This is a genomic window from Vreelandella hamiltonii (genome assembly GCF_014651795.1).
GTDB classification, from domain to species: Bacteria; Pseudomonadota; Gammaproteobacteria; order Pseudomonadales; family Halomonadaceae; genus Vreelandella; species Vreelandella hamiltonii.
Genome location: NZ_BMXO01000020.1, coordinates 1 through 23029, shown reverse-complemented (window position 1 = coordinate 23029; position 23029 = coordinate 1). Strand labels below are relative to the sequence as shown.

General features: G+C 60.0%; 20 protein-coding genes. 13 read left to right on the top strand and 7 right to left on the bottom strand.

All coding sequences use genetic code 11. The features are described from left to right. Window positions 1-34: 34 nt before the first annotated feature. Window positions 35-973 carry a transaldolase gene (gene tal / locus IE061_RS16480; RefSeq protein ID WP_039182601.1) on the bottom strand — a complete coding sequence of 313 codons (939 nt, stop codon included), beginning with the start codon at window positions 971-973 and terminating at the stop codon, window positions 35-37. Window positions 974-998: 25 nt separating this feature from the next. Beyond that, the gene (locus IE061_RS16475; RefSeq protein WP_039182604.1) at window positions 999-2654 is read right to left on the bottom strand and encodes a methyl-accepting chemotaxis protein; all 1656 of its coding nucleotides are present in this window, start codon (window positions 2652-2654) and stop codon (window positions 999-1001) included. Between the two features lie 162 nt (window positions 2655-2816). On the opposite strand from IE061_RS16475, the gene IE061_RS16470 reads away from it, so the two are divergent. The 9 genes from IE061_RS16470 to IE061_RS16430 all read left to right on the top strand — a co-directional run bounded on the left by IE061_RS16470 (window position 2817) and on the right by IE061_RS16430 (window position 13144). Further along, window positions 2817-3992, top strand: a complete 1176-nt coding sequence (locus IE061_RS16470) for a multidrug effflux MFS transporter (protein WP_039182607.1) — start codon at window positions 2817-2819, stop codon at window positions 3990-3992. A 32-nt stretch (window positions 3993-4024) separates the two neighbouring features. Beyond that, on the top strand, window positions 4025-4747 hold the full coding sequence (locus IE061_RS16465; protein ID WP_039182659.1) for a sulfite exporter TauE/SafE family protein: 723 nt from the start codon (window positions 4025-4027) through the stop codon (window positions 4745-4747). A gap of 168 nt (window positions 4748-4915) precedes the next feature. After that, window positions 4916-5935: a substrate-binding domain-containing protein gene (locus IE061_RS16460; protein WP_039182610.1), complete on the top strand. Its 1020-nt coding sequence runs from the start codon at window positions 4916-4918 to the stop codon at window positions 5933-5935. Between the two features lie 87 nt (window positions 5936-6022). Continuing rightward, complete coding sequence (pstC, locus tag IE061_RS16455) at window positions 6023-7417, top strand: phosphate ABC transporter permease subunit PstC (protein WP_308428151.1); 1395 nt, start codon at window positions 6023-6025, stop codon at window positions 7415-7417. 6 nt (window positions 7418-7423) lie between these two features. Beyond that, window positions 7424-8782, top strand: coding sequence for a phosphate ABC transporter permease PstA (gene pstA / locus IE061_RS16450; protein ID WP_039182616.1), 1359 nt, complete (start codon window positions 7424-7426; stop codon window positions 8780-8782). Between the two features lie 90 nt (window positions 8783-8872). Then, the gene (pstB, locus tag IE061_RS16445) at window positions 8873-9619 is read left to right on the top strand and encodes a phosphate ABC transporter ATP-binding protein PstB (protein WP_050980293.1); all 747 of its coding nucleotides are present in this window, start codon (window positions 8873-8875) and stop codon (window positions 9617-9619) included. Between the two features lie 129 nt (window positions 9620-9748). After that, window positions 9749-10780: an ArsJ-associated glyceraldehyde-3-phosphate dehydrogenase gene (locus IE061_RS16440; RefSeq protein ID WP_039182619.1), complete on the top strand. Its 1032-nt coding sequence runs from the start codon at window positions 9749-9751 to the stop codon at window positions 10778-10780. Beyond that, on the top strand, window positions 10773-11996 hold the full coding sequence (gene arsJ, locus IE061_RS16435) for an organoarsenical effux MFS transporter ArsJ (protein WP_016914322.1): 1224 nt from the start codon (window positions 10773-10775) through the stop codon (window positions 11994-11996). Before IE061_RS16440 ends, arsJ begins: the two co-directional genes overlap by 8 nt. Continuing rightward, on the top strand, window positions 11993-13144 hold the full coding sequence (locus tag IE061_RS16430; RefSeq protein ID WP_052196482.1) for an MFS transporter: 1152 nt from the start codon (window positions 11993-11995) through the stop codon (window positions 13142-13144). Before arsJ ends, IE061_RS16430 begins: the two co-directional genes overlap by 4 nt. On the opposite strand, the gene IE061_RS16425 is transcribed toward IE061_RS16430, so the two are convergent. From IE061_RS16425 to IE061_RS16405, 5 genes are all read right to left on the bottom strand, one after another. After that, window positions 13109-13423: a CC/Se motif family (seleno)protein gene (locus IE061_RS16425; protein ID WP_026001749.1), complete on the bottom strand. Its 315-nt coding sequence runs from the start codon at window positions 13421-13423 to the stop codon at window positions 13109-13111. The two genes, IE061_RS16430 and IE061_RS16425, sit on opposite strands and share 36 nt — an antisense overlap. Window positions 13424-13451: 28 nt before the next feature. After that, window positions 13452-13856, bottom strand: a complete 405-nt coding sequence (gene arsC / locus IE061_RS16420) for an arsenate reductase (glutaredoxin) (RefSeq protein WP_039182622.1) — start codon at window positions 13854-13856, stop codon at window positions 13452-13454. A gap of 13 nt (window positions 13857-13869) precedes the next feature. Beyond that, window positions 13870-14943: an ACR3 family arsenite efflux transporter gene (arsB, locus tag IE061_RS16415; protein WP_039182624.1), complete on the bottom strand. Its 1074-nt coding sequence runs from the start codon at window positions 14941-14943 to the stop codon at window positions 13870-13872. Window positions 14944-14956: 13 nt separating this feature from the next. Then, on the bottom strand, window positions 14957-15676 hold the full coding sequence (arsH, locus tag IE061_RS16410) for an arsenical resistance protein ArsH (RefSeq protein WP_039182627.1): 720 nt from the start codon (window positions 15674-15676) through the stop codon (window positions 14957-14959). 146 nt (window positions 15677-15822) lie between these two features. Continuing rightward, a complete protein-coding gene (locus IE061_RS16405) occupies window positions 15823-17010 on the bottom strand; it encodes an acetyl-CoA C-acyltransferase (protein WP_144983867.1) in 1188 nt (395 codons plus the stop codon). A 127-nt stretch (window positions 17011-17137) separates the two neighbouring features. On the opposite strand from IE061_RS16405, the gene IE061_RS16400 reads away from it, so the two are divergent. The 4 genes from IE061_RS16400 to IE061_RS16385 all read left to right on the top strand — a co-directional run bounded on the left by IE061_RS16400 (window position 17138) and on the right by IE061_RS16385 (window position 22433). Then, window positions 17138-17701 carry a TetR/AcrR family transcriptional regulator gene (locus tag IE061_RS16400; protein ID WP_193462080.1) on the top strand — a complete coding sequence of 188 codons (564 nt, stop codon included), beginning with the start codon at window positions 17138-17140 and terminating at the stop codon, window positions 17699-17701. Between the two features lie 221 nt (window positions 17702-17922). Then, complete coding sequence (locus tag IE061_RS16395) at window positions 17923-19599, top strand: AMP-binding protein (protein ID WP_193462079.1); 1677 nt, start codon at window positions 17923-17925, stop codon at window positions 19597-19599. 31 nt (window positions 19600-19630) lie between these two features. Then, window positions 19631-20398 carry an SDR family NAD(P)-dependent oxidoreductase gene (locus IE061_RS16390; RefSeq protein ID WP_193462078.1) on the top strand — a complete coding sequence of 256 codons (768 nt, stop codon included), beginning with the start codon at window positions 19631-19633 and terminating at the stop codon, window positions 20396-20398. Between the two features lie 229 nt (window positions 20399-20627). Next, window positions 20628-22433 (top strand): acyl-CoA dehydrogenase C-terminal domain-containing protein, encoded by a 1806-nt coding sequence (locus IE061_RS16385; protein WP_193462077.1) that lies wholly within the window; start codon window positions 20628-20630, stop codon window positions 22431-22433. The last annotated feature ends 596 nt before the right edge of the window (window positions 22434-23029 follow it).

The following is a 23029-nucleotide window of genomic DNA, read 5'->3' as shown; positions in this document are numbered from 1 at the left end:
GACGCCTGGTGAGCAGGCGCGCAAAAATCGTAGCCTAGCCCTTTCTCAGCGTGCTCAGCAACTCTTCCAGCTTGCGCTGGTCAGCCATGAACTTGCGAATCCCTTCGGCCAGCTTGTCGGTGGCCATCTCGTCTTCGTTCATTGCCCAGCGAAAATCGGCTTGTGCCAAGGCTTCTTCCGGTGAGCTGCTGGCGCCTAGGGGGCTGAGTTGGCGGGGCAGGTCGGCTTCGATCTCGTCCAGCTCCTTGAGCAGGGCAGGGGAGATGGTCAGGCGGTCGCAGCCTGCCAGCGCCTGGATCTCACCGATGTTACGAAAGCTGGCACCCATCACGATGGTGGGGTAGCCGTGGCCTTTGTAGTACTCGTAAATCCCTTTGACCGACTGTACGCCCGGGTCCTGTGCGCCGCTGAAGTCGGCATCAGGTTGGCGCGCCTTATGCCAATCAAGAATCCGCCCCACGAAAGGCGAGATCAGCGTGACGCCAGCATCGGCGCAGGCTTGGGCCTGGGCAAAGCCGAACAGCAGGGTCAGGTTGGTACGAATCCCGTCGCGCTCCAGCTGGTGAGCGGCCTGAATACCTTCCCAGGTCGAGGCCATCTTGATCAGAATACGCTCGGGGCCCACGCCGTACTCGGCATAACGCTCGATCAGCGAGTGGGCCTTGGCGATGGTCGCTTCCTTGTCGAAAGAGAGACGCGCGCTGACCTCGGTGGATACATAACCGGGAACTAGCTTGCTGATTTCGCTACCGATATCCACTGCCACCCGATCGACCGCGTCATCCAGGTCGGTGCTCTCCTTGGCGATACTGGCCAGGCGAGCGCGGCGCTCCTCCTGCTGGGCCGCCTGAAGAATCAGCGAAGGGTTGGTGGTGGCGTCCTCGGGCTGGAAGCGACGAATGGCTTCCAGATCCCCGGTATCGGCCACCACGGTGGTCATCTCTTTCAATTGGCTTAATAGGCTAGTGGCCATGCAGTGCTCCTTGTATGAGTCATGGTTACTCTAACAAGGCTGGCTCGCGTTGAGTATGCTTGATCGGTGACGATGATGAAGAATCCGCTGCTCGCCACTGATAGCCGACGGCCTGGGGCCGCTGGCTGATCTTGAATCGGGCCGCTTGCTCTCGCATGCCTTCGGCGGCCGACTCCAGCGACATCGCATCCTGCGCGGTGGCATCCACCTGAAGCGCATTGGCCTGGGTTACCTGGGTCTGCTCCTGCAGGGTCTCGTTGATCTCTTCGATGTTCTGGTGCTGCAGGTGGGCGGCTTCGGCAATATCGGTAATCAATCGGTGAGTCGTGGAGATCGAGCCGACCATCTCCTCGAACTGCTGGTTGGCATCTCGGGAAAGCTGGTTGCCGCGCTCGATACTGGTATTGGAAGAGGCCAGCAGGCTGCGAATCTGAGTGGCAGCTTCTGCGCTGCGGGTGGCCAGTGAACGCACTTCAGCGGCCACCACGGCAAAGCCACGACCCTGTTCGCCCGCACGGGCCGCTTCCACCGACGCGTTGAGGGCCAGCAGGTTCGTCTGGAACGAAATGCCATTGATGACGTTGACGATGTCGTTGACCTGCTTGGCGTGGGCATCGATCTCTTCCATGGTCGACAGAAAGGCTTCCATGGTGTGGTGGCTCTGCTGAGCTTGTGTCGTGGCGTGTTCGGTCAGTTCCTTGGCCTTCAGGGCATGCTCGGCGGTGTGGGCCACGCTATCGGTCAGGGTATGTACGTTGGTGGCCGTGTTGTCCAGTGAGGTGGTTTGCTGATGGGTGCGCGTGGCCAGGTCCTCGTTACCCAGAGCCAGCCGCTGAGCACTCTGGAACACGTGCTGGCTGTTGTCATGCAGTTGCTTGACGGTCTCGATCAGGGAGTTTTGCATGACCCCCAGGGCCGCATAGAGCTGGCCGATTTCGTTGTTGCCACGGGCTGGAACCTCGGCACTCAGGTCTCCTTCGGCCATATGACGAAAGTGGCCGATCAAGTGGCGGATGGGCTGTAGCAACTGGAAGTGGCCCAGCCAGATCAAGGCGCCCATCAGGGCCAGGGAGACCGCCATGCCCAACGCCAGCCCAGCGGCCACCATACCTGCGCGCTGCTCGGCGTCCTGCATCAGGCTGACACCCTGCTGATCGGCTACCTGGTAAAACGCCCGAGCATGGCCTGCCAGGGCCTCGCTATGATCCATGGCTTCCAGGGTGATTTGCCGATAGCCGCTGCGGTCACCGGTGGTAATGGCGTTGCGCTGGGCATCCATACTGGCCAGCAATTGGTTGGCGCGCTCACCAATGGCGTCGCGCAACGCTGAATAGGTGCTGTCCTGAGTGGCCTGCAGGAAGCTTTCAAGCGCCTGGGACATCTCGTTCAATTCATACTCGACGGCTTCCAGCGCTGCGATGGGGTCCCCGAGCGACGGACGCAATTGGCGCTCCAGGGCACGGTCCATGCGATTGAGACCTTCCAGGCTGGCAATGTGCAGCCGATTCAGCGAGGAGGCTTGCTGAACATTGACCTGCTCAAGCGAAGCCAGGTCACGCTGGCTCTGCTGCATGATATGCCAGGCCAGTGCGGCGAACATCAGCAGGCAGCCTGCCATCAATAGCAGCGCGGCAAGGCTCAGATTGCGTAGCGAAATGTTTTCCAGCTTTTTGAGTATCATCGTGGCCCCCAGGACAGCGTCATTTGAATCATGACGGGCAGCTTAGTGGGCAAATGTTTCAGTTCTGAGTGGGCGATGCGCGATTCTGGGGTTGTGTGTATGATTAGCGTCCTATCTAAGTGGCCAGCGAGCGGCCAACCAGCGTAGCTTTCAAGGAGATGTATGGAACTCAATCCGCGTCGCGTCGCGCTATTGGTGGCGGCCAATACGGCGTTGGCCCCTTTTGCAATAGATGCCTACCTGCCTGCCATGGGAGTGCTGGCGGAAAGTATCGGTGCCAGCATTCACCATACTGAGCTTTCCATCAGCATGTTTCTGTTCGGCTTTGCGCTGGGGCAGCTCTGTTTTGGCCCGCTGTCGGACCGCATGGGGCGCAAACCTGTGCTGCTCAGCGGGCTGGTGGTCTTCATGCTGGCCAGCTTGATGATCACCACCGCCGATAGCCTGACATCCTTGCTGGCATGGCGGTTCGTGCAGGCGCTGGGCGGGGGAGCCTGCGTGGTCAATTCGGCGGCCATCGTACGGGATTGTTTCAGCGGGCGTGAGGCTGCCAGGGTGATGTCCACCATGGCCATGATCATGATGCTGGCACCGCTGGTGGCGCCGGCGGTCGGGAGCCTGCTACTGCATATTGCAGGCTGGTGGCTGATCTTTGTGTTTCTGGCTGTCTATGCAGGCTTTTTGCTCTGGCTGTTGGGGACGCGCCTGCCTGAAACCCGCGACCCCGGTTTGCCCGCCGCAACCCCTCGTCAGGTGCTGGGTAACTACGCCAGCGTGCTGCGTCACCGAGAGGGCATGGGTTACATTTGCGCCGTGGCAGCCTCGTTTGCGGGTCTGTTTGCTTTCGTGACGGCGTCGCCCTTTCTTTATCTCGATTACTTCTCCCTCTCTCCAGGCGTTTACCCGCTGGTATTTGGGGTCAACGTGGTCATGATTGCGCTCTCCAACCGGCTGAATATCCACCTGCTGCGCAAGCGCACGCCCCAGCAGAACCTGCGCTTTGGCTTGACGGTGCAGCTATGTGCCGCGCTGGCACTGGTGGCCGCAACGGCCTTCGATCTGGCCACGCTGCCGGTCGTGGTGGCGCTGGTGATGCTGTTTACCGGCATGATCGGGCTGATCACACCCAACGCCATCTCGTCGCTGCTGGATCATTTCGGCCATATCAGCGCCACGGCCACGGCGCTGCTGGGGGGCATTCAGTTCAGCTGTGGCGCGCTGGCGGGTGTGCTGGTGGGGCTCTTCCAGGTAGAGCATCTTTGGCCGATGGTGCTGACCATGCTGGGCGCGGCGCTGCTGGGTAACATCGGGGTGAGAAAGCTCACCCAGGCGGTCTAGGCGTGGCGGAGCTCGAATGGCTGGCGCTCACCATGGAGCTCTCCTTGGGAATTTCTCTAGCGACATGGCTGGCCTGTGCCGGCGTGCTGCTGCTGGGGGCCTTCGTACAGCGTGCTACGGGGTTTGGCCTGGCGGTCGTCGGGGCACCGCTGTTGCTGATGCTGGAGCCACGGCTGGTGCCGGTAGTGCTGGTGCTGTTCGGTTTTACGGTTTCACTGATGATGGTGCGGCGCTATTGGCACGAAGTGCATCTGCGCGAGATCAGCGTGGCACTGGTGGGGCGGCTGCCGGGTAACGGGCTGGGAATCTGGCTGCTGCTGGCGGCGCCCATGGCCGTGCTGGAAACGTTGATTGCCGCTATCGTGCTGTTTGCGGTAGGCGTGACGCTGTGCCGTTTTCATTTGCCGGTGAATCGCGTCACACTGTTCGTGGCCGGTGTACTGTCGGGCATCTTCGGCACCGTGGCGGCCATTGGTGGGCCGCCCATCGTGCTGTTGATGCACGGCTTCTCGCCGGATCGCATGCGCGGCAATCTGGCGGCCTTCTTCGTCATCACCTCGCTGCTGACCCTGGCGACGCTAGCCCTGGCGGGGCAGCTCAGCATCTGGCATTTCAAGCTGGCGCTGACGTTTCTGCCTGCCGTATTGATCGGCAATGCGCTGGCCGATGCGGTGGCCCATCGGTTGGATAAAGTGCTGCTACAACGCTGTTCATTGGCCCTGTGTACGCTGGCGGCGCTGGGCTTGCTGCTGTGATAGGGCCCCAGGCCAACGCTTCGTTAACATTCCTCGCTAAAAAAATTACCGCTGTCATATTTCTGCAATCGTCGCTGTGCAAACTCCTCGGTGTGAAAGGCCAATCGCCAACATTGCCGAACGGCTCAAATCGAATAGCCCAGGCATGAAACCAAAGGGGACACGACGATGAAAGTAACGAAAAAGACACTTGGTGTTGTAGTTGCTGCCGCACTGGCTACCGGCGTATCGACGGCTGCCGTTGCTCGTGACACCGTGCAGATTGCAGGTTCTTCAACTGTACTGCCGTTTGCCAGCATCGTGGCGGAAGAGTTTGGTAACACCTACTCTCAGTTCAACACCCCAGTGGTAGGCTCTGGTGGCTCCGGTGGCGGTCTGCGCCAGTTCTGTCAGGGCGTTGGTGAAAACACCATCGACATCGCCAACTCTTCTCGTGCCATCCGCAGTGGCGAAGTGGCCAACTGTAACGAAAATGGCGTCAACGACATCCTCGAAGTGATGTTCGGCTACGACGGTATCGTGTTTGCATCGCGTATCGACCGTGAAGAGTTCGCTCTGACGCCTGAGCACGTATTCAAAGCCGCTGCCGCTCAAGTCACACAAGATGGTCAGCTGGTCGACAATCCCTACACCCGCTGGAACGAAATCGACAGCAGCCTGCCCGACCAGGAAATCGTGCTGGTGATTCCGGCTTCCAACCACGGCACCCGTGAAGTATTCGAAGAGAAAGTCATCCACGCTGGCTGTGAAAGCGATGCCAACGTAGAAGGCGATGCCTGTAACTCACTGCGTGGCGATGGCCGTATCGTCGAGATCGCCGGTGACTACACCGAAACGCTGGCTCGTCTGGATGCCCAGGCAGATGCCGTTGGCGTCTTCGGTCTGAGCTTCTACGACCAGAACCGTGACCGCCTGCAAGTGGCCACTGTGGATGGCGTGACGCCCAGCCTGGAAACCATCGGTTCTGGCGAATACCCCGTTTCTCGTCCGCTGTTCTTCTACGTGAAGGGCGAGCACCTGGACGTGATTCCTGGTCTGGCCGAGTACACCGAGTTCTTCCTGAATGACATGATCTCTGGTTACGGCAGCCCGCTGGAAGACGCTGGTCTGATCCCGATGAGCGAAGAAGAGCGTGCTGAAGCACTGGCTCAGTTCCAGGCCCGTACCGTGGTAAGCGTTGAAGAGTAAGACTGCCGCCATCGCTTCACAGCGGTGATCAGGTAGGTATTGCGCCGGCATCATGGAAATGGTGCTGGCGCTTGAACGTAGGAAATCATGGGCGGAGAGAGAATGAGTAACATTGCCTTGATAGCCACGCTACTCGTGATAATGGCCTTGGCTTACCACTTGGGTTTGACACGCAGTCGCGCGGTTGCGGCAGAGCACGATGTCAGAATGCATTCGCGCCCCGGTTATTATGGAGCGTTGGTGGCCCTGTGGTGTGGGCTGCCAGCGCTTGCCCTGTTTGTATTGTGGTCGCTGTTGGCACCACAGTTGATTGACATGCTGGTCGTTCAGCAACTGCCTCCCGAGCTGGTGGCAGGCATGAGCGAACGTGAAATGAATACTTTGTTACGGCGTATCACCGCGCTGGCCAATGAACGTAACGTGGCTGGGGGGGGAAGCGCCGAGGAGTTGGCCGCGGCCGCACACATGGCGCGCCTGCAGACCTTCCAGAACACCACGCTGATCGCGCTGATGGCCGTGGTGGCCGTGGTCGGGCTGGTGTTTGCCCGGCGGCGTATTTCCCCTCAGTGGCGGGCGCGTAATCATGTCGAGCGCGTCATCTCCATTGCGCTGGCCTCCTGCTCCGCCATCGCGATTTTCACCACGGTGGGCATCGTGTTGTCGATGCTGGGCGAAGCGCTGAAGTTCTTCAGCTTCATCAGCCCGGCAGAGTTCTTCCTGGGTACGACCTGGAATCCGCGTTTCAGCACGTCGGGAACCGATGCACAGGGTGAGTTTGGCCTGCTGCCGCTGCTGTGGGGCACCATGATGGTGAGCATCATTGCCTTGCTGGTAGCGATTCCCGTGGGGCTGATGACGGCGATTTACATGGCCGAATACGCGCCCCCCTGGCTGCGTAACGTGGCCAAGCCGATCATCGAAATTCTGGCGGGTATCCCGACCATCGTGTACGGCTTTTTTGCCTTGATCGTCATCGGGCCTTTCCTTTCCAGCCTGGGCGATATGGTCGGCATCAATATTCGTACCACCAGCGCGCTCACCGCGGGCCTGGTGATGGGCATCATGATCATTCCGTTCGTATCGTCACTCTCTGACGACATCATTACCCAGGTGCCCAAGTCACTGCGAGATGGTGCGCTGGGGCTGGGGGCAACCAAGTCCGAGACCATTCGCCAGGTGGTATTGCCTGCGGCGCTGCCGGGTATCGTCGGTGCCTTTCTGCTGGCGGCCAGCCGCGCCATCGGCGAAACCATGATCGTGGTGTTGGCGGCCGGTAATAACCCGGTACTTCACGGTAACCCGTTCGAGGCGGTATCGACCATCACCGTGACCATTGTCAACCAGTTGACCGGGGACATGGATTTTGCCAGCCCGCAGTCGCTGGTGGCCTTTGCTCTGGGCTTGACGCTGTTCGTCATTACCCTGGGCCTGAACGTCATCGCACTGGTTGTGGTGCGTAAATACCGCCAGCAATACGAGTAAGCGACCATGTCTATTACGATTGAGCAGCGCCGTCAGCATCGCCTGACAACGATCGAAAACTCGCTGGCAAGACGTCATCGTCAGGAAAAGCGTTTTCGCTTTGCCGGGTTGGCCGCCGTCGTGACCGGCCTGACCCTGGTCGCCATTCTGTTCATCAGTATTCTGATGCGCGGTGTGCCGGCGTTTTGGCAAGCGACGCTCTACCCGGAGGTGTACTTCGACCCCGAAGTGATCCAGCTGGAAGAGAAGCCGGTGCGCGCCAGCGGTGAAAGCCAGTCGGCGTTCAACGAGCGTTATTCCGCGTGGCTGACCCAGGCAGGACTGGTCAACTGGCAGTCATTGATCGACCGCGCCATGGAAGAGGCGCTGGGGGTCGAGGTCGAGCCTCGACAGCTACGTGATCTGCGTGCCCTGGTGGCATCGGGTGAGCGTTTCTCGCTGCGTGAGCAGTTCATCAAGGATCCTTCCCTGTTGGGCCAGACCGTGGAAGTGAAAATGCTGGCGGCGGCCAACGTCGACGTCTGGATCAAGGGCAATATCGACCGCTCGCTGCCGGATGCGCGTCAGCAGTTGAGCGCTCAGACCCGTGAATGGGCCGACCGTCTTTACGACGAGAACGTCATCCGCAACTCCTTCAGCACGTCGCTGTTCCTGAACACCGACTCGCGCAGCTCGCCTGCATCGGCGGGTTTGGCAGGGGCCTTCATGGGGTCGCTGTTCATGATGCTGATCGTGATCACGCTTTCGGTCCCCATCGGTGTAGCCAGCGCCATCTACCTGGAAGAGTTCGCGCCCAAGAACCGTTTGACCGATCTCATCGAGATCAATATCAACAATCTGGCAGCCGTGCCTTCCATCGTGTTCGGCTTGCTGGGGGCTTCCATCTTCATCGGCTATCTGGGCATGCCGCTATCGGCCCCGCTGGTGGGCGGTCTGGTGCTGACACTGATGACCCTGCCGACCATCATCATCGCTACCAGGGCATCGCTGCGCTCGATTCCGCCCTCCATTCGCCAGGCGGCGTTGGGGATCGGCGCATCGAAAGTGCAGACGGTCTTCCACCATGTATTGCCCTTGGCACTGCCGGGTATCCTGACGGGCTCCATTCTGGGCGTTGCCCAGGCGCTGGGCGAGACGGCACCGCTGCTGCTCATCGGCATGAATGCGTTCGTGTCCAACGTGCCCAGCACGCCATTGGAGCAGTCGGCTGCGCTACCGGTACAGATCTATCTATGGCAGGGTAACGAGCTGCGTAATTTCTTCGAGGCGCGTACGTCAGCGGCCATCATTGTACTGCTGGGGTTGATGCTGAGCCTGAACGCACTGGCAATCTGGCTGCGTAAAAAATTCGAGACGAGGTGGTAAGTGAATACTTCAACAGAGCCCAAGACATCCCCATTGGTGAGCGTAGGCGCTGGCGAGAGCCGCACCAGTAAAGCCACCGACAAGGTCAAGATGAGCGCCCAGGACGTCAAGGTCTTTTACGGTGCCAGCCAAGCGATCAACGGTATCAGTCTGGATGTGTACGAAAACGAAGTGCTGGCATTCATCGGGCCTTCTGGCTGCGGTAAGTCCACCTTTCTGCGCTGCTTGAACCGCATGAACGACACCATCGACATCTGTCGGGTCGAGGGCAAGATCACCCTGGATGACAAGGATATCTATGCCCCGGATCGCGATGTGGTACTGCTGCGTGCCCAGGTAGGCATCGTGTTTCAGAAACCCAATCCGTTTCCCAAGTCGATTTATGAAAACATCGCCTATGGCCCGCGCCTGCACGGTCTGGCAAAGCGCAAGGCCGAGCTGGACGACATCGTCGAGAGCAGCCTGCGCCGTGCCGGGCTCTGGGAAGAGGTCAAGGATCGACTGGATCAGCCGGGCACCGGGCTGTCGGGTGGCCAGCAGCAGCGCCTGTGCATTGCCCGCACCGTGGCCGTCAGCCCGGACATCATCCTGATGGATGAGCCGTGCTCGGCCCTCGACCCCATCGCGACGGCCAAGGTGGAGCAGCTGATCGATGAGCTCAGCGAGAGCTATACCATCGTCATGGTGACCCACAACATGCAGCAGGCCGCACGGGTGGCCGACCGTACGGCGTTCTTCCACATGGGCGACCTGGTGGAGGTGGACAGCACCGACCAGATCTTCACCAACCCGCAAGACCAGCGTACCCACGATTACATCACGGGACGCTTCGGGTGATCACGCAGTACTGATCACGGGTTACCCGCAGGGGGCATGGCCGCCTGCGGGTTCGATGGCTGGTTTTTTTTGATTTTTCATATATGATTTTTCATATATTTGAGGTTCACTTGGCTCTGGAGGTTCAGCATGTCACTACGCATTGGTATCAACGGGTTTGGCCGTATTGGTCGTCTGGCACTGCGCAGCCTGTGGGCGCGAGTCGCTGCCGACGAGGTAACCCTGGTGCGCATCAACGACCCGGGCGGCGATGCGGCGACGTTTGCCCATTTGCTGGAGTTCGACTCGGTTCATGGCCAGTGGGCGCCGGAGCAGGGCATTGACGCTACCCCAGAGGCGATCACCATCGATGGCCGTACCATCGCCTTCAGCGCCCACAAGACGATTGCCGAAGGTGACTGGTCCGGGTGCGATGTGGTGATCGAATGCTCCGGCAAAATGAAAACCACGGAGAAGCTGCAAGCCTATCTGGATCAGGGGGTCGAGCGTGTGGTGGTCAGTGCGCCGGTCAAGGAGGAGGGCGTGCTCAACGTGGTGGTGGGCGTCAACGATCATCTGTTCGACCCCGCTACGCACCGCATCGTCACTGCGGCCAGCTGCACCACCAACTGTCTGGCCCCCGTGGTCAAGGTCATTCTGGAAACGTTTGGCATCCGTCATGGTTCCATGACCACGGTGCACGACATTACCAATACCCAGACGATTCTGGACGCACCGCACAAGGACCTGCGCCGGGCGCGCGCCTGCGGCATGAGCCTGATTCCCACCACCACCGGTTCGGCCAAGGCGATCACCGCCATCTTTCCCGAACTGACCGGCAAGCTGAACGGCCATGCGATTCGCGTGCCGCTGGCCAATGCCTCGCTGACCGATATGGTGTTCGAGCTCGAGCGCGAAGTGACCGTCGAGGAGGTCAATCAGGCGCTCAAGATGGCCGCAGAGGGGCCCTTGAAGGGGATTCTGGGTTACGAGGAGCGGCCGCTGGTGTCCATCGACTACCGCACCGACCCGCGCAGCTCGGTCATCGATGCGCTCTCGACCATGGTCGTGAATGGTACGCAGCTGAAGCTCTACGCCTGGTACGACAACGAGTGGGGGTATGCCAACCGTACCGCAGAGCTGGCCTGGAAGGTGGGCAAGGAGCAGGCGCGCCGTGGCTGAGTCGCTCAGGGCACGCATCGGCGCACTGCCTTTCGAAGTGCGCCAGTACATGCTGATCACGGGCAACTACTGGGCGTTTACCATCACCGATGGGGCCCTGCGGATGCTGGTGGTGATGTACTTCCACCAGTTGGGTTACTCGCCTCTGCAAATCGCCATGCTGTTTCTGTTCTACGAAGCGTTTGGCGTGGTGACCAATCTGGTAGGCGGCTGGTTGGGCGCGCGGTTGGGGCTCAACCGCACCATGAACGTGGGGCTGGGGCTGCAGATCGTGGCGCTTGCCATGCTCATGGTGCCTGCCGGGATGCTCACCGTCGTTTGGGTCATGGCGGCTCAGGCGCTGTCGGGTATTGCTAAAGACCTGAACAAGATGAGCGCCAAAAGCGCGGTGAAAGTGCTGGTGCCGGCTGATAGCGCCAATGCCAACAGTGCCTTGTACCGTTGGGTAGCGATGTTGACCGGCTCCAAAAATGCCCTGAAAGGGCTGGGCTTTTTTGTAGGCGGCGTGCTGTTGACGCTGATCGGCTTTCGCGGCGCGGTGGTGGCCATGGCGCTGATGCTGGGTGCCGTGCTGGGGCTGTCGCTGTGGCGGTTGAAGGCAGACCTCGGCAAACAGAAGGTCAAGCCAAAGTTTTCCGAGATTTTCTCCAAGTCCCGCGCCATCAATGTGCTTTCGGCGGCGCGCTTCTGCCTGTTCGCATCCCGGGACGTGTGGTTTGTCGTGGCCTTGCCGGTCTTCCTCTATGATCAACATGGCTGGAGCCACTGGACCGTGGGAGGGCTGTTGGCCGCCTGGATCATTGGCTACGGCGGGGTGCAGACCCAGGCGCCCAGGCTCACCGCACTGTTCCGTGGAGACGCTCGGATGCTCACGGCTGGCTGGGCCGCCGCGCTTGCCGTGCTCGCCATTCTGCTGGCTCTGCTGCCCCTGGCACAGGTGGGGTGGCTGGTAGTGGGGCTGCTGGCCTTCGGCGTGCTGTTTGCCGTCAACTCCAGCTGGCACAGTTATCTGATCGTCCACTATGCCCGTGCCGATGGCGTGTCCATGGACGTAGGCTTCTACTACATGGCCAACGCCATGGGCCGCCTGGTCGGCACACTGCTCTCGGGGTGGCTCTACATGGCCTATGGTTTGAGCGCGTGCCTGTGGGTGGCGGCGGCGCTGGTGGCTGCCAGCGCGCTCATGGCACTGGCGTTGCCCAGGCAGGTGGCGTGATTCGCTCGCCTGGCGCTGGCCTGACACTCACCCTGGGGAGTGCCCAGACCCTTGCCTGGGCGTCCAGCTACTATCTGCCCGCCATTCTGGCGGAGCCCATGGCGCTGGAATTGGAGCTTTCCACTCGCTGGATATTTGGCGCCTTTTCCGCTGCGTTGTTGCTGGTCGCCATGTTGGGACCCAGCGTCGGGCGTCTGATCGATCGCCAGGGCGGGCGCGGTGTGCTGATGGCTTCGAACGCCATCATGGCGGTGGGCTTGTTGGCACTGGCGCTGGCGCAAGGGGCGGTGACACTGGTGCTGGCATGGTTGCTGATTGGCGTGGGCATGGCGCTGGGTCTTTACGATGCGGCTTTTGCCACGCTGGGGCGGCTGCTGGGGAGTCATGCCAGGGCCTCGATTACCGGCGTGACCCTGGTGGCAGGATTTGCCAGTACCCTTGGCTGGCCCATCACTGCCTTCATCGAGAGCGAGTGGGGCTGGCGTGCTGCCTGCGCCAGCTGGGCGCTTGCCCATGTCGTGTTGGGAATGCCCTTGAACGCTCGCTTGCCCAAGGCCGAGCGAGCGCTCTCCAGCGCGTCGAGCCCTGCGTCTGAGGCGCCTGAACGACCGCGTTTTGCCCTGCTGCTGCTGGCGTACGTGTTCGCGGCGGGGTGGTTCGTTTCCACGGCCATGGCCGCCCACCTTCCCAGGCTGCTGCAGGAGAGTGGCGTTTCTCTGTCGGTGGCGATTGCAGCGGCTGCTCTGGTGGGGCCTGCGCAAGTAGCGGCGCGCATGGGGGAGTTCGTTTTGCTGCGCCGTTTTCACCCCTTGTTCGCAGGCAGGATCGCTACCACGCTGCATCCCGTGGGCGCCGGGTTGCTGACGTTTTTCGGCATGCCGGCCGCCGGGTTTGCGTTGCTGCATGGCGCGGGTAACGGCATGATGACGATTGCCTCGGGGACGCTGCCCCTGGCACTGTTTGGCCCGCATGGGTTTGGGCGCAGGCAGGGGCTCATCATGATGCCCGCTCGGGCCTTGCAGGCCCTGGCGCCGCTGCTGTTTGGGCTGCTGATCGACCAGTGGGGTGCAGCCGCGCTATGGCTGACGTCGCTGCTCATGCTGGCAGCCACGCTAGCGCTGCTGAGTATCCCGGCTCCCCGGCGTTAACGGGGCGCCATCCAGAAATAGCCGCCTGAATTTCCACCATCCTTCCACTCGTAATCGCAGGCCTTGCCAGGCAAGGGACGGCTCTATCCAGAGGCCGGCCTCTGGCAACTGATGATATTCGAAGGCCGATGTGTCGCTTGGCGCGCCCAGCTCTGCCACGGCGATATGTGCCGTCCCGCCACAGCAGCCATGACGTGGCGAACGGCGTACCGTCACCACGCCTCCATGCTGCTGGATGAATGCCACGGCAGGGTGCTCCATCTCGATGACTTGACGCATGGCGCTCCTGGCTGCCCATGCCGGGCGGTTAGGTGGGGGGATAGTAGACGGTCTCTCCGTCTTCCTTGGTAAATTGTGCAACAGGGTGGTCCAGGAGCGCCAATACCTGCTCGGATGGGCGGCATAATCGCGTGCCCTTGGGCGTACTGACGATGGGCCGGTTGATGAGCAGCGGGTGAGCCATCATGGCGTCGATGAGCTGGTCATCGCTCAACGTCGGGTCGTCGAGCTGCAGTTCACCATAAGGCGTCCCTTTCTGGCGCAAGAGCGCCCTGGGGGGCAGCTGCATCATGGCCAGCAGTGCCAAAAGCCGCTCTCGGCTGGGCGGCGTTTCCAGGTAGTGGATCACCTGCGGTATTTCTCCCGATGCTTCAATCATGGCCAGCGTATTACGCGACGTGCCACACGCAGGGTTGTGATAGATCACGATCATGGCGGGGTCCTCATCAGGAGGGTTGGGCTGCAGGAAAATGCGCGCGCGTTTTATTGGCGATACGCACCAGGGCCAGCATGAGCGGCACTTCTACCAGCACACCGACCACCGTGACCAGGGCTGCTCCAGACTGCAGGCCAAACAGCGCGATGGCGGCGGCCACGGCGAGTTCAAAAAAATTGCTGGCACCAATCATTGCTCCCGGCGCGGCGATATTATGCGGTACGCGCCACGCCTTGGCCCAACCATAGGCGATGAAGAAAATAAGAAAGGTCTGAATGATCAGCGGAATGGCAATCAGCACGATATGCAGCGGATTGCTCAGGATGACATCGCCTTGAAAAGCAAACAGTAAGACCAGCGTGACGATCAGGCCCATGGGGGTGACCGGGGCCAGGCGTTTCATGAACACCTTGTCGTACCATTCGGCGCCTTTTCTGGCCATCAGCGCTTTGCGAGTGACATAGCCAGCGGCCAGGGGAATGACGATGTAGAGCACGACCGAGAGCAGCACCGTGTTCCACGGGACCTGGATGTTCGAGATGCCCAACAGCAGAACCACGATGGGGGCAAAGGCAAACAGCATGATCAGATCATTCAGCGCTACCTGTACCAGGGTGTAAGCCGCGTCGCCCCGTGTCAGGTAGCTCCATACGAACACCATGGCCGTGCAGGGGGCGGCCCCCAGCAGAATCGCCCCGGCCAGATACTGGTTGGCCAGCGCTTCAGGGATGAACGGGCGGAAAATCACCATGAAGAAGAGCCAGGCCAGCGCGAACATGGTGAATGGCTTGATCAGCCAGTTGACGGTGGTGGTGATGGTCAGCCCCTTGGGCTGACGGCGCACACCGGCGACCGCGCTGAAGTCGATTTGGGCCATCATCGGGAAAATCATCGCCCAGATCAGCACGGCGATGGGCAGCGACACCTGAGCATACTCAAAGCGCGCCAGGGTTTCCGGTACCTGGGGCGCCCATTGACCCACGGCGATACCGACCATGATGGCAAGGGCCACCCAGAGCGACAAATAGCGCTCGAAAAGTCCCATGTCGGCGCTGCTGGGGGCGGCTGGCTGTGGCTGTGTCATGTTCACTCCTCGTTCAAATGGCGCGCTGATTGACCCGTCGGGAGAGCTCTTCGGCACTCTCCTTGCGCTCGGAATAGCGGTCGGTCAGCAGGTCGCTGCGCTCTCGGGTCAGCAGCGTGAATTTCATCAGCTCTTCCATGACGTCCACGATGCGGTCATAGAAAGGGGAGGGTTTCATGCGGTCGTCGTCATCGAACTCCATGAAGGCCTTGGGCACCGAGGATTGGTTGGGAATGGTCAGCATCCTCATCCAGCGACCCAGAATACGCAGCTGATTCACCGTATTGAACGACTGGGAACCACCGCACACCTGCATGACCGCCAGTGTCTTGCCTTGGGTGGGTCTGACACCCCCCAATGCCAGAGGAATCCAGTCGATCTGTGCCTTCATGATGCCGGTCATGGCGCCATGTCGTTCGGGGGAGCACCAGACCATGCCTTCCGCCCACTGGGCCAGCGTGCGCAGCTCTTCCACTTTGGGGTGGCTGGCATCCTCGGCATCGGGGAGAGGCAGTCCGCTGGGGTCATAGATACGTGTTTGAGCCCCCATGGCTTCGAGCAGGCGCGCAGCTTCTTCGACGACCAGGCGGCTGAAGGAGCGTTTGCGTAGCGAGCCATACAGCAGCAGGATTTGGGGGGAAGGGAGGCCGTTGCTCGTCAACCCCAGGGATTCCGGGCTGGGAATCTTGAACAGGGCAGGGTCGAGGTTGGGTAAGGTGTCGAAGTGTGCCATGTGAAGGTCCGTTAAAACGATGTCCTTCATTTTGGCATTGATATATGAATTTTCATATATATTTTGTGGCAACACCCATCATTTTGCCAGCCATGGGCCACAGACTGGACGCGCTTCATTGCTGCCGCCATGAAGCGCGCTGTGAATCAGTCGATCAGCTCGACCGCCACGGCGGTTGCTTCACCGCCACCAATGCACAAGCTGGCGATGCCGCGTTTGCCGCCTTTCTGGCGCAAGGCATGAATCAGCGTGGCGATGATGCGTGAGCCGGTAGAGCCGATGGGATGCCCCTGGGCACAGGCGCCGCCAAACACGTTGACCTTTTCATGAGGCAGGCCCAGATCATCCATGGCCATCAGCGTGACGACCGCAAAGGCTTCGTTGATCTCGAACAGGTCCACATCTTTGACGCCCCAGCCAAGCTTTTTCATCAGCTTCTCGATGGCTCCTACCGGCGCGATGGTAAATTCGCTGGGATGACGCGAGTGGGTGGCATGCCCTAGCATTCTGGCCAGCGGTTTGACACCGTGACGCTGTGCTGCTTCATGGCTCGATAAAATCAGCGCCGAGGCACCGTCGGAGATCGAACTCGCATTTGCGGCGGTAATGGTGCCATCTTTTGCAAACGCTGGACGCAGCTGGCGAATCTTGTCCAGTTTGGCCTGAAAGGGCTGCTCATCGTGGGTCACCACGGTTTCACCCTGGCGGGTCGTGACGGTGACGGGCGCCATCTCGGCATCCAGGTCACCATGGTTGGTGGCGGCCATGGCCCGTTCCAGCGAGGCAATCGCGAAATCGTCCAGCCGTTCACGGGTGTAGCCACGCTCGGTGGCCACCTCTTGCGCAAAGACCCCCATCAGCTTGCCGGTTTCGGCATCTTCCAGGCCATCGAGAAACATGTGGTCTTTCAGCTCACCGTGGCCCAGACGATAGCCGCCGCGTGCCTTGGTCAGCACATGGGGGGCATTCGACATGGACTCCATGCCGCCCGCCAGCACTATTGCTCCACTGCCTGCCTTGATCAGGTCATGGGCCAACATGGCCGCTTTCATGCCAGAGCCGCAGAGTTTGTTGATGGTCGTGGCACCATTGGCATCGGGAATGCCTGCCTGTCGCATGGCCTGGCGTGCCGGACCTTGCTTGACTCCGCCAGGCAGAACGCAGCCCATGATGCCCTCTTCGACGAGCGCAGCGTCGATGCCTGCTCGCTCGATGGCGGCGCGTATGGCCACGGCGGCCAGCTCCGGGGCGCTCAAGGTGGAAAGGCTGCCCATCATGCCCCCCATGGGAGTGCGGGTGGCGGATAAAAAGACGATGTCGGTAGCGTTACTCATGGCCTATCTCCTGATAGATTTTTTGTGATTATCGTGCTGAGCGGCTAGCGATGCGTTGACCCGCTGGCGGGGCTGTGGTCTTCTCCTAGGTAACCAAGCAAGCGCTAGTGTAAATGACATGAATGTAATGAATGCCTCTCCTCGCCGCAAGGAATTGACACGCTTAGCCGCTCAGCTATTCGTTCAAGAGGGCTTTGACCGCACCACGGTGCGCATGCTGGCCCAGGAAATGGGCATCAAGTCTGGCAGCCTGTTTCACCACTTCAAGGACAAGCAGGAAATCCTGGCAGCGGTGATCGAGGAGGGCACTCAGAACGCACTGATCATCGCCAGAGCGGCGCTACAGGCGTGCCCTGATCAGCCAGAGGCGCGTTTGCATGCCATGGCGCGGGCGCACCTCGATACGCTGTTTGCCGACCGTAATGCCCATGTGGTAGCGCTGTTCGAATGGCGTCGCCTGGATCCTGCGGCCAGCGCTCACTTGAGCCATTTACGCGATGCCTACGAGGCCATGTGGGTCGAGGTGATCGACGATGCTCTGGCAGCAGGGCTCATTCATGGAGACCGCTTTCTGGTTTCACGTTTTATTCTTGGCGCCTTGAACTGGACCGTTCGCTGGTATGATCCCAACGGCCCGCGCACCCCGGACGACCTGGCCGATGAGCTGGTCGCGATGATCCTGTCTCGATGATCCTTTCTCGATAGCTCTTGGCCCCTCTGGCTTCTCCAACCGCTGTCTGATCGACCAACGTCTAACCCTCTCGAGCGGCTTGCGGCTTGCGCTCTTGAGTAAATGCTTTTAGCGTTGAGATATTCGGTAGGCTTCCGTTAACGTAAACGGACAATAACATCAATACTACGTGGAATCCTGCCTGTCCGAGTGCTCACGACCAACAACACAAGAGAGCCGTCATGACAGCGACATCAGCAGCAACCTCACTTCCCGCGTATTCGGCATTTCTCGAGGATTTTTCAATAAATAGCGTCGTCGCCAGGCTGGATGACCACCACGATGGGTGCCTGAATGCCTACGAGGCTTGCTGTGGAAGGCACGTACGCCAGGGCCGTGGTGATGTGCTGGCGCTGGTGCATGAGGATACCCAAGGCCAAACCCACAAGCTGACCTATGCCGAACTGGAGCAACAGAGTGGGCATCTGGCAGGGTGGCTGAAAAGCCAGGGGCTGGGGGAGGGTGACCGAATTGCCTGCATGCTGCCGCGCTCGGCAGCGCTGCTGGTGGCCGTGCTCGCCACCTGGCGGATTGGGGCGGTCTACCAGCCGCTCTTTACCGCGTTTGGGCCCGATGCGGTCGATTATCGGTTGGGGCGGGCAGATACCAGGCTGGTGATAACCGATCACGCCAACCGCTATAAATTCGATGGCCTGAGCCAGTGCCCGCCGGTGCTGGCCGTGGGTGGCGCTACCCGCGAGCATGCCCAGGATCATGATTGGCAGGCGGCATTGACGTATACGTCAATCAGCGATACCCCGCCCCGGCTGTCGCCGGATCAGCCGTTCCTGCAGATGTTTACCTCGGGGACGGTCGGCAAGCCCAAAGGCGTTGCCGTGCCCCTGTCGGGTATGACGGCCTTTGCGCTCTACATGGAGCTGGCGGTCGACCTGCGCGAGGAGGATCGTTTCTGGAACATGGCCGACCCCGGCTGGGCCTATGGCCTGTATTACGCCATTGCCGGGCCGCTGCTGTTGGGGGTAACGACACACTTTTGCGAAGCGGGCTTCAGTGCCGAAGGCGCGCTGGCGTTCATGAAGCGTCACCAGATCACCAATTTCGCAGCCGCGCCGACGGCCTACCGCCTCATGAAGGCGTCTGGCCTGTTCGACGACGCTCACCAGACCCTGACGCTACGGGCGGCCAGCTCCGCCGGAGAGCCGCTCAATACCGAGGTGGTCACCTGGGTGGAAAAATCATTGGGCTGTCCGGTGATGGATCACTACGGTCAGACAGAAACGGGCATGACCTGTAACAACCACCACTCCCTGGACCACCCCAAGCACGTGGGGGCCATGGGCGTCCCGATGCCGGGCTATCGTCTGGCCATTCTCGACGCCGAGTACAACGAGCTGCCGCCTGGCGAGCCTGGCGTACTGGCAGTGGATATCAAGCGCTCGCCAGCCCACTTTTTCCAAGGCTATACCTGGCAGGAGAAAGACCCCTTCGTCAACGGCTACTACCTGACCGGCGATGTGGTCATTCGTAATGAAGATGGTTCGTTCCAGTTTGCTGGCCGTGATGATGACATCATTACCACGGCGGGCTACCGAGTGGGGCCAACGGATGTCGAGAATAGCGTCATGACGCACCCGGCGGTGGCCGAGTCCGCCGCCGTGGGGCAGCCGGATGAGATTCGTGGCGAAGTCATCAAGTCGTACATCGTGCTGCGCGATGGCTTCGAGCCCAGCGATGCGCTGGCGGAGGAGATTCGCCAGCAGGTACGCGAGCGGCTCTCTACCCACGCTTTCCCTCGGGTCATCGAGTTCGTCGATGAGCTGCCCAAAACGCCCAGCGGCAAGATTCAGCGCTTCAAACTGCGTGCTCAAGCCGCCGAGCAAGTGCGCCACAGCTCATGATTCACAGGACATCATTCAGAGGAAGAGTGCCATGCAGGTAAAGGATCGTACGTTTTTGATTACCGGGGCGGCCTCGGGGCTAGGGGCGGCGACGGCAGCTCGACTGGTAAAGGCGGGTGGGAAGGTGGTGCTGTGCGACATGAGTGATCGTGTTGCGGACCTTGCCGAGCAGCTGGGGTCTCAGGCGCACGCCTGCATCGCCGACATTACCTCCGCCGACGACATGCAGGTGGCGGTGAACAAGGCCGTTGCGCTGGGGGGCGAAAGCGGCCTTTCGGGAGTGGTTCATTGTGCGGGCGTGGTCAGCGTGGCCAAGCTGGTGGATCGGCAAGGCAACCCGGCAGACCTCGAGGGCTATGCGCGCACCATTCAGATCAATCTGGTAGGTACCTTCAATGTCATGCGTCTGGCGGCCGCCGCCATGGCCAGCAATCCGCCAGACGAAGGGGGTGAGCGGGGCATCATCATCAATACCGCATCGATTGCCGCGTTCGATGGGCAAGTCGGGCAGTGCGCCTACAGTGCCTCCAAGGCCGGGGTTGTGGGCATGAGTTTGCCTGCCGCCAGAGAGCTGTCGCGTCACGCCATTCGTGTCATGGCCATTGCGCCAGGGGTATTCGAAACCCCCATGATGAGCGAGATACCGGACGAAGCTGCCCAGGCATTGGCCGCTGCGGTGCCTTTTCCCAAGCGTTTGGGCAAGCCTGACGAGTTCGCGCTGCTGGCCGAGCAGATCATTACCAATCCGATGCTCAATGGTGAAGTGATTCGCCTGGACGGTGGTATCAGAATGCAGTGATCCGCGCTCAGTAAGCTCTGATGGACAGCCTGCCCGTAGTTTTTGGGCAGGTTTTTTTATTTTAAAAAACATGGTGTTAATAAGGTAAAGACCAAAGTTGTAGCCGGTTTTGCGGTTTAATTCAAACGACTGCTTGACGGCGTCGGGCGTGCGCGCTAATTTTCAAACATGTGTTTGAAAGCGCCTGTTGAGTACCCGCTCTTTCAGCCCCCCGTTTAGGAGAAGTGACATGCCCAGCTATCAAGCCCCTCTGCGTGACCTGCGTTTCGTGATGAACGAAATGTTTGATTACCCTAGCCACTACGCGGCACTTCCCAACGGTGAAGAAGCGTCTCCCGATGTCGTCGGAGCGATTCTGGAAGAGGGCGCCCGTTTTGCTCGTGACGTGCTATTGCCACTGAACCAGAGCGGTGATGAAGAGGGTTGCCTGCTGGAAGGTGGTGAGGTCAAGGCTCCTCATGGTTTCAAGGAAGCCTATCAACAGTATGTCGAAGGGGGTTGGCCAAGCCTGGCAGCGGACCCTGAGCAGGGCGGGCAAGGCTTGCCGCATTCGCTGGCCATGATGCTTTCCGAAATGATTTGCGCCACCAACCTGGCGTGGGGCATGTATCCGGGGCTTTCCCACGGCGCCGCAGACGCGCTGCGTCATCATGGAACCGAGGCGCAAAAGGCCACTTACCTCACCAAACTGGTCGAAGGCGTATGGACCGGCACCATGTGTTTGACCGAACCCCATTGTGGTACCGATCTCGGGCTGATCAAGACCCGTGCGGTTCCTGCTGAGGGCGACGCGTATCAGATCACCGGCACCAAGATCTTCATTTCTGCCGGTGAGCACAATCTGGCCGAGAACATCGTTCATTTGGTGCTGGCCAAGCTGCCGGATGCGCCCGAAGGCTCCAAAGGCATTTCACTGTTCGTCGTACCCAAGTTCCTGCCCGATGCCGAGGGTAATCCTGGGCAGCGCAATGGTGTCAGCTGTGGCTCTCTCGAGCACAAGATGGGGATTCACGGCAACGCAACGTGCGTCATGAACTTCGATGGTGCCACGGGCTACCTGGTAGGCGCGCCGAACAAGGGTTTGGCTTGCATGTTCACCATGATGAATGCGGCCCGTCTGGGCGTGGGGATCCAGGGGCTTGGTCTGATGGAAGCCAGCTTCCAGAACTCGCTCGGCTATGCCCGTGATCGTTTGCAGATGCGTGGCCTTTCAGGTGTTCAGGCCCCTGATAAAGCCGCCGACCCGATCATCGTCCATCCCGACGTGCGTCGCATGCTGCTGACCCAAAAAGCTTTTGCCGAAGGCGGGCGCATGCTGGTGCTGTATACCGCCCAGATGCTGGACGTGGTCGAGCATGGCGCACCAGGCGAAGAAAAGGAGCGTGCCGAGACCCTGCTTGGCCTGCTGACGCCGATCGTGAAGGCCTTCCTGACGGAAGTGGGTTTCGAGTGTACCAATGAAGGCGTGCAGATTTTTGGCGGTCACGGCTTCATCAAAGAGTGGGGCATGGAGCAGTTGGTACGTGATGCGCGTATCACGCGCCTCTATGAAGGCACGACCGGTATCCAGGCGCTGGACCTGCTGGGTCGCAAGGTGCTGATGAGCCAGGGTGAATCCCTCAAAGTCTTCACCAAGGAGATTCACAAGTTCTGCCAGGCCGAAGCCGACAACCCTGCGCTCAAGGAATTCATCGAGCCGCTGGCCAAGCTCAACGCCCAGTGGGGTGAGTTCACCATGGGTATCGGTATGAAGGCCATGCAGGATCGTGAAGAAGTAGGGGCCGCCAGCGTCGATTATCTGATGTACTCCGGCTATGTCGCTGTCGCCTATCTGTTTGCTCGCGCTGCCAAGCAGGCCGCTAGTGCACAGGGGGGTGAAGATGCTGCTTTCTACACGGCCAAACTGAATACGGCGCGTTTCTACTACCAGCGTCTGCTGCCACGCACCAAGGCGCACGCCGCCATGATTCAGGCAGGTGCCGGTAGCTTGATGGCGATTTCCAGCGAAGATTTTGGCCTGGGCTTCGAGATCTGAGCCCATGCCTTTGCCAGGCACTCTCTGGTCAGGGTACTGATCGGTGGTTTGCGGCAGGTCTGCCCTCGGGCATTGCCTGCCGCTTTTTTATCTCGGCTATACGAAAACTTTTTCAAAATAGCCCTTGCCAACCCGGCAGCGAATCCGTAAAGTACGTATCCGCTGCCGGGGACGCCAAGCGTTACCAGCGGTGAAGAAGGTTGAAAAACCTTCGGTTTGTCAGGAAGTTAGCGTCATCTGTTGGTTGGATTGATCGCTCGCTTCACTCGCTGAAAACAGCCCTTGACAAACACCACGGAATGCGTAGAATACGCCTTCCTCGCTGAGGCAACACGGTTCAGGTCACCGAGCCAGGCACAGCGAAATCGCTCTTTAACAATTTGATCAGGTAATTCATGTGGGCGCTTGCCGATGAGGGTGAATCATCACCTAATATCAAGGCAAGCGAACACCAAGATGCTCTTCGGAGTATCACAGTGAATTCGTTTGAGCCTTGAGCCAAGTTTGATCCGCTTTTGTTGCCTTCGGGCAGCGAGTAAGGATCGCATTGATCTTAAACTGAAGAGTTTGATCATGGCTCAGATTGAACGCTGGCG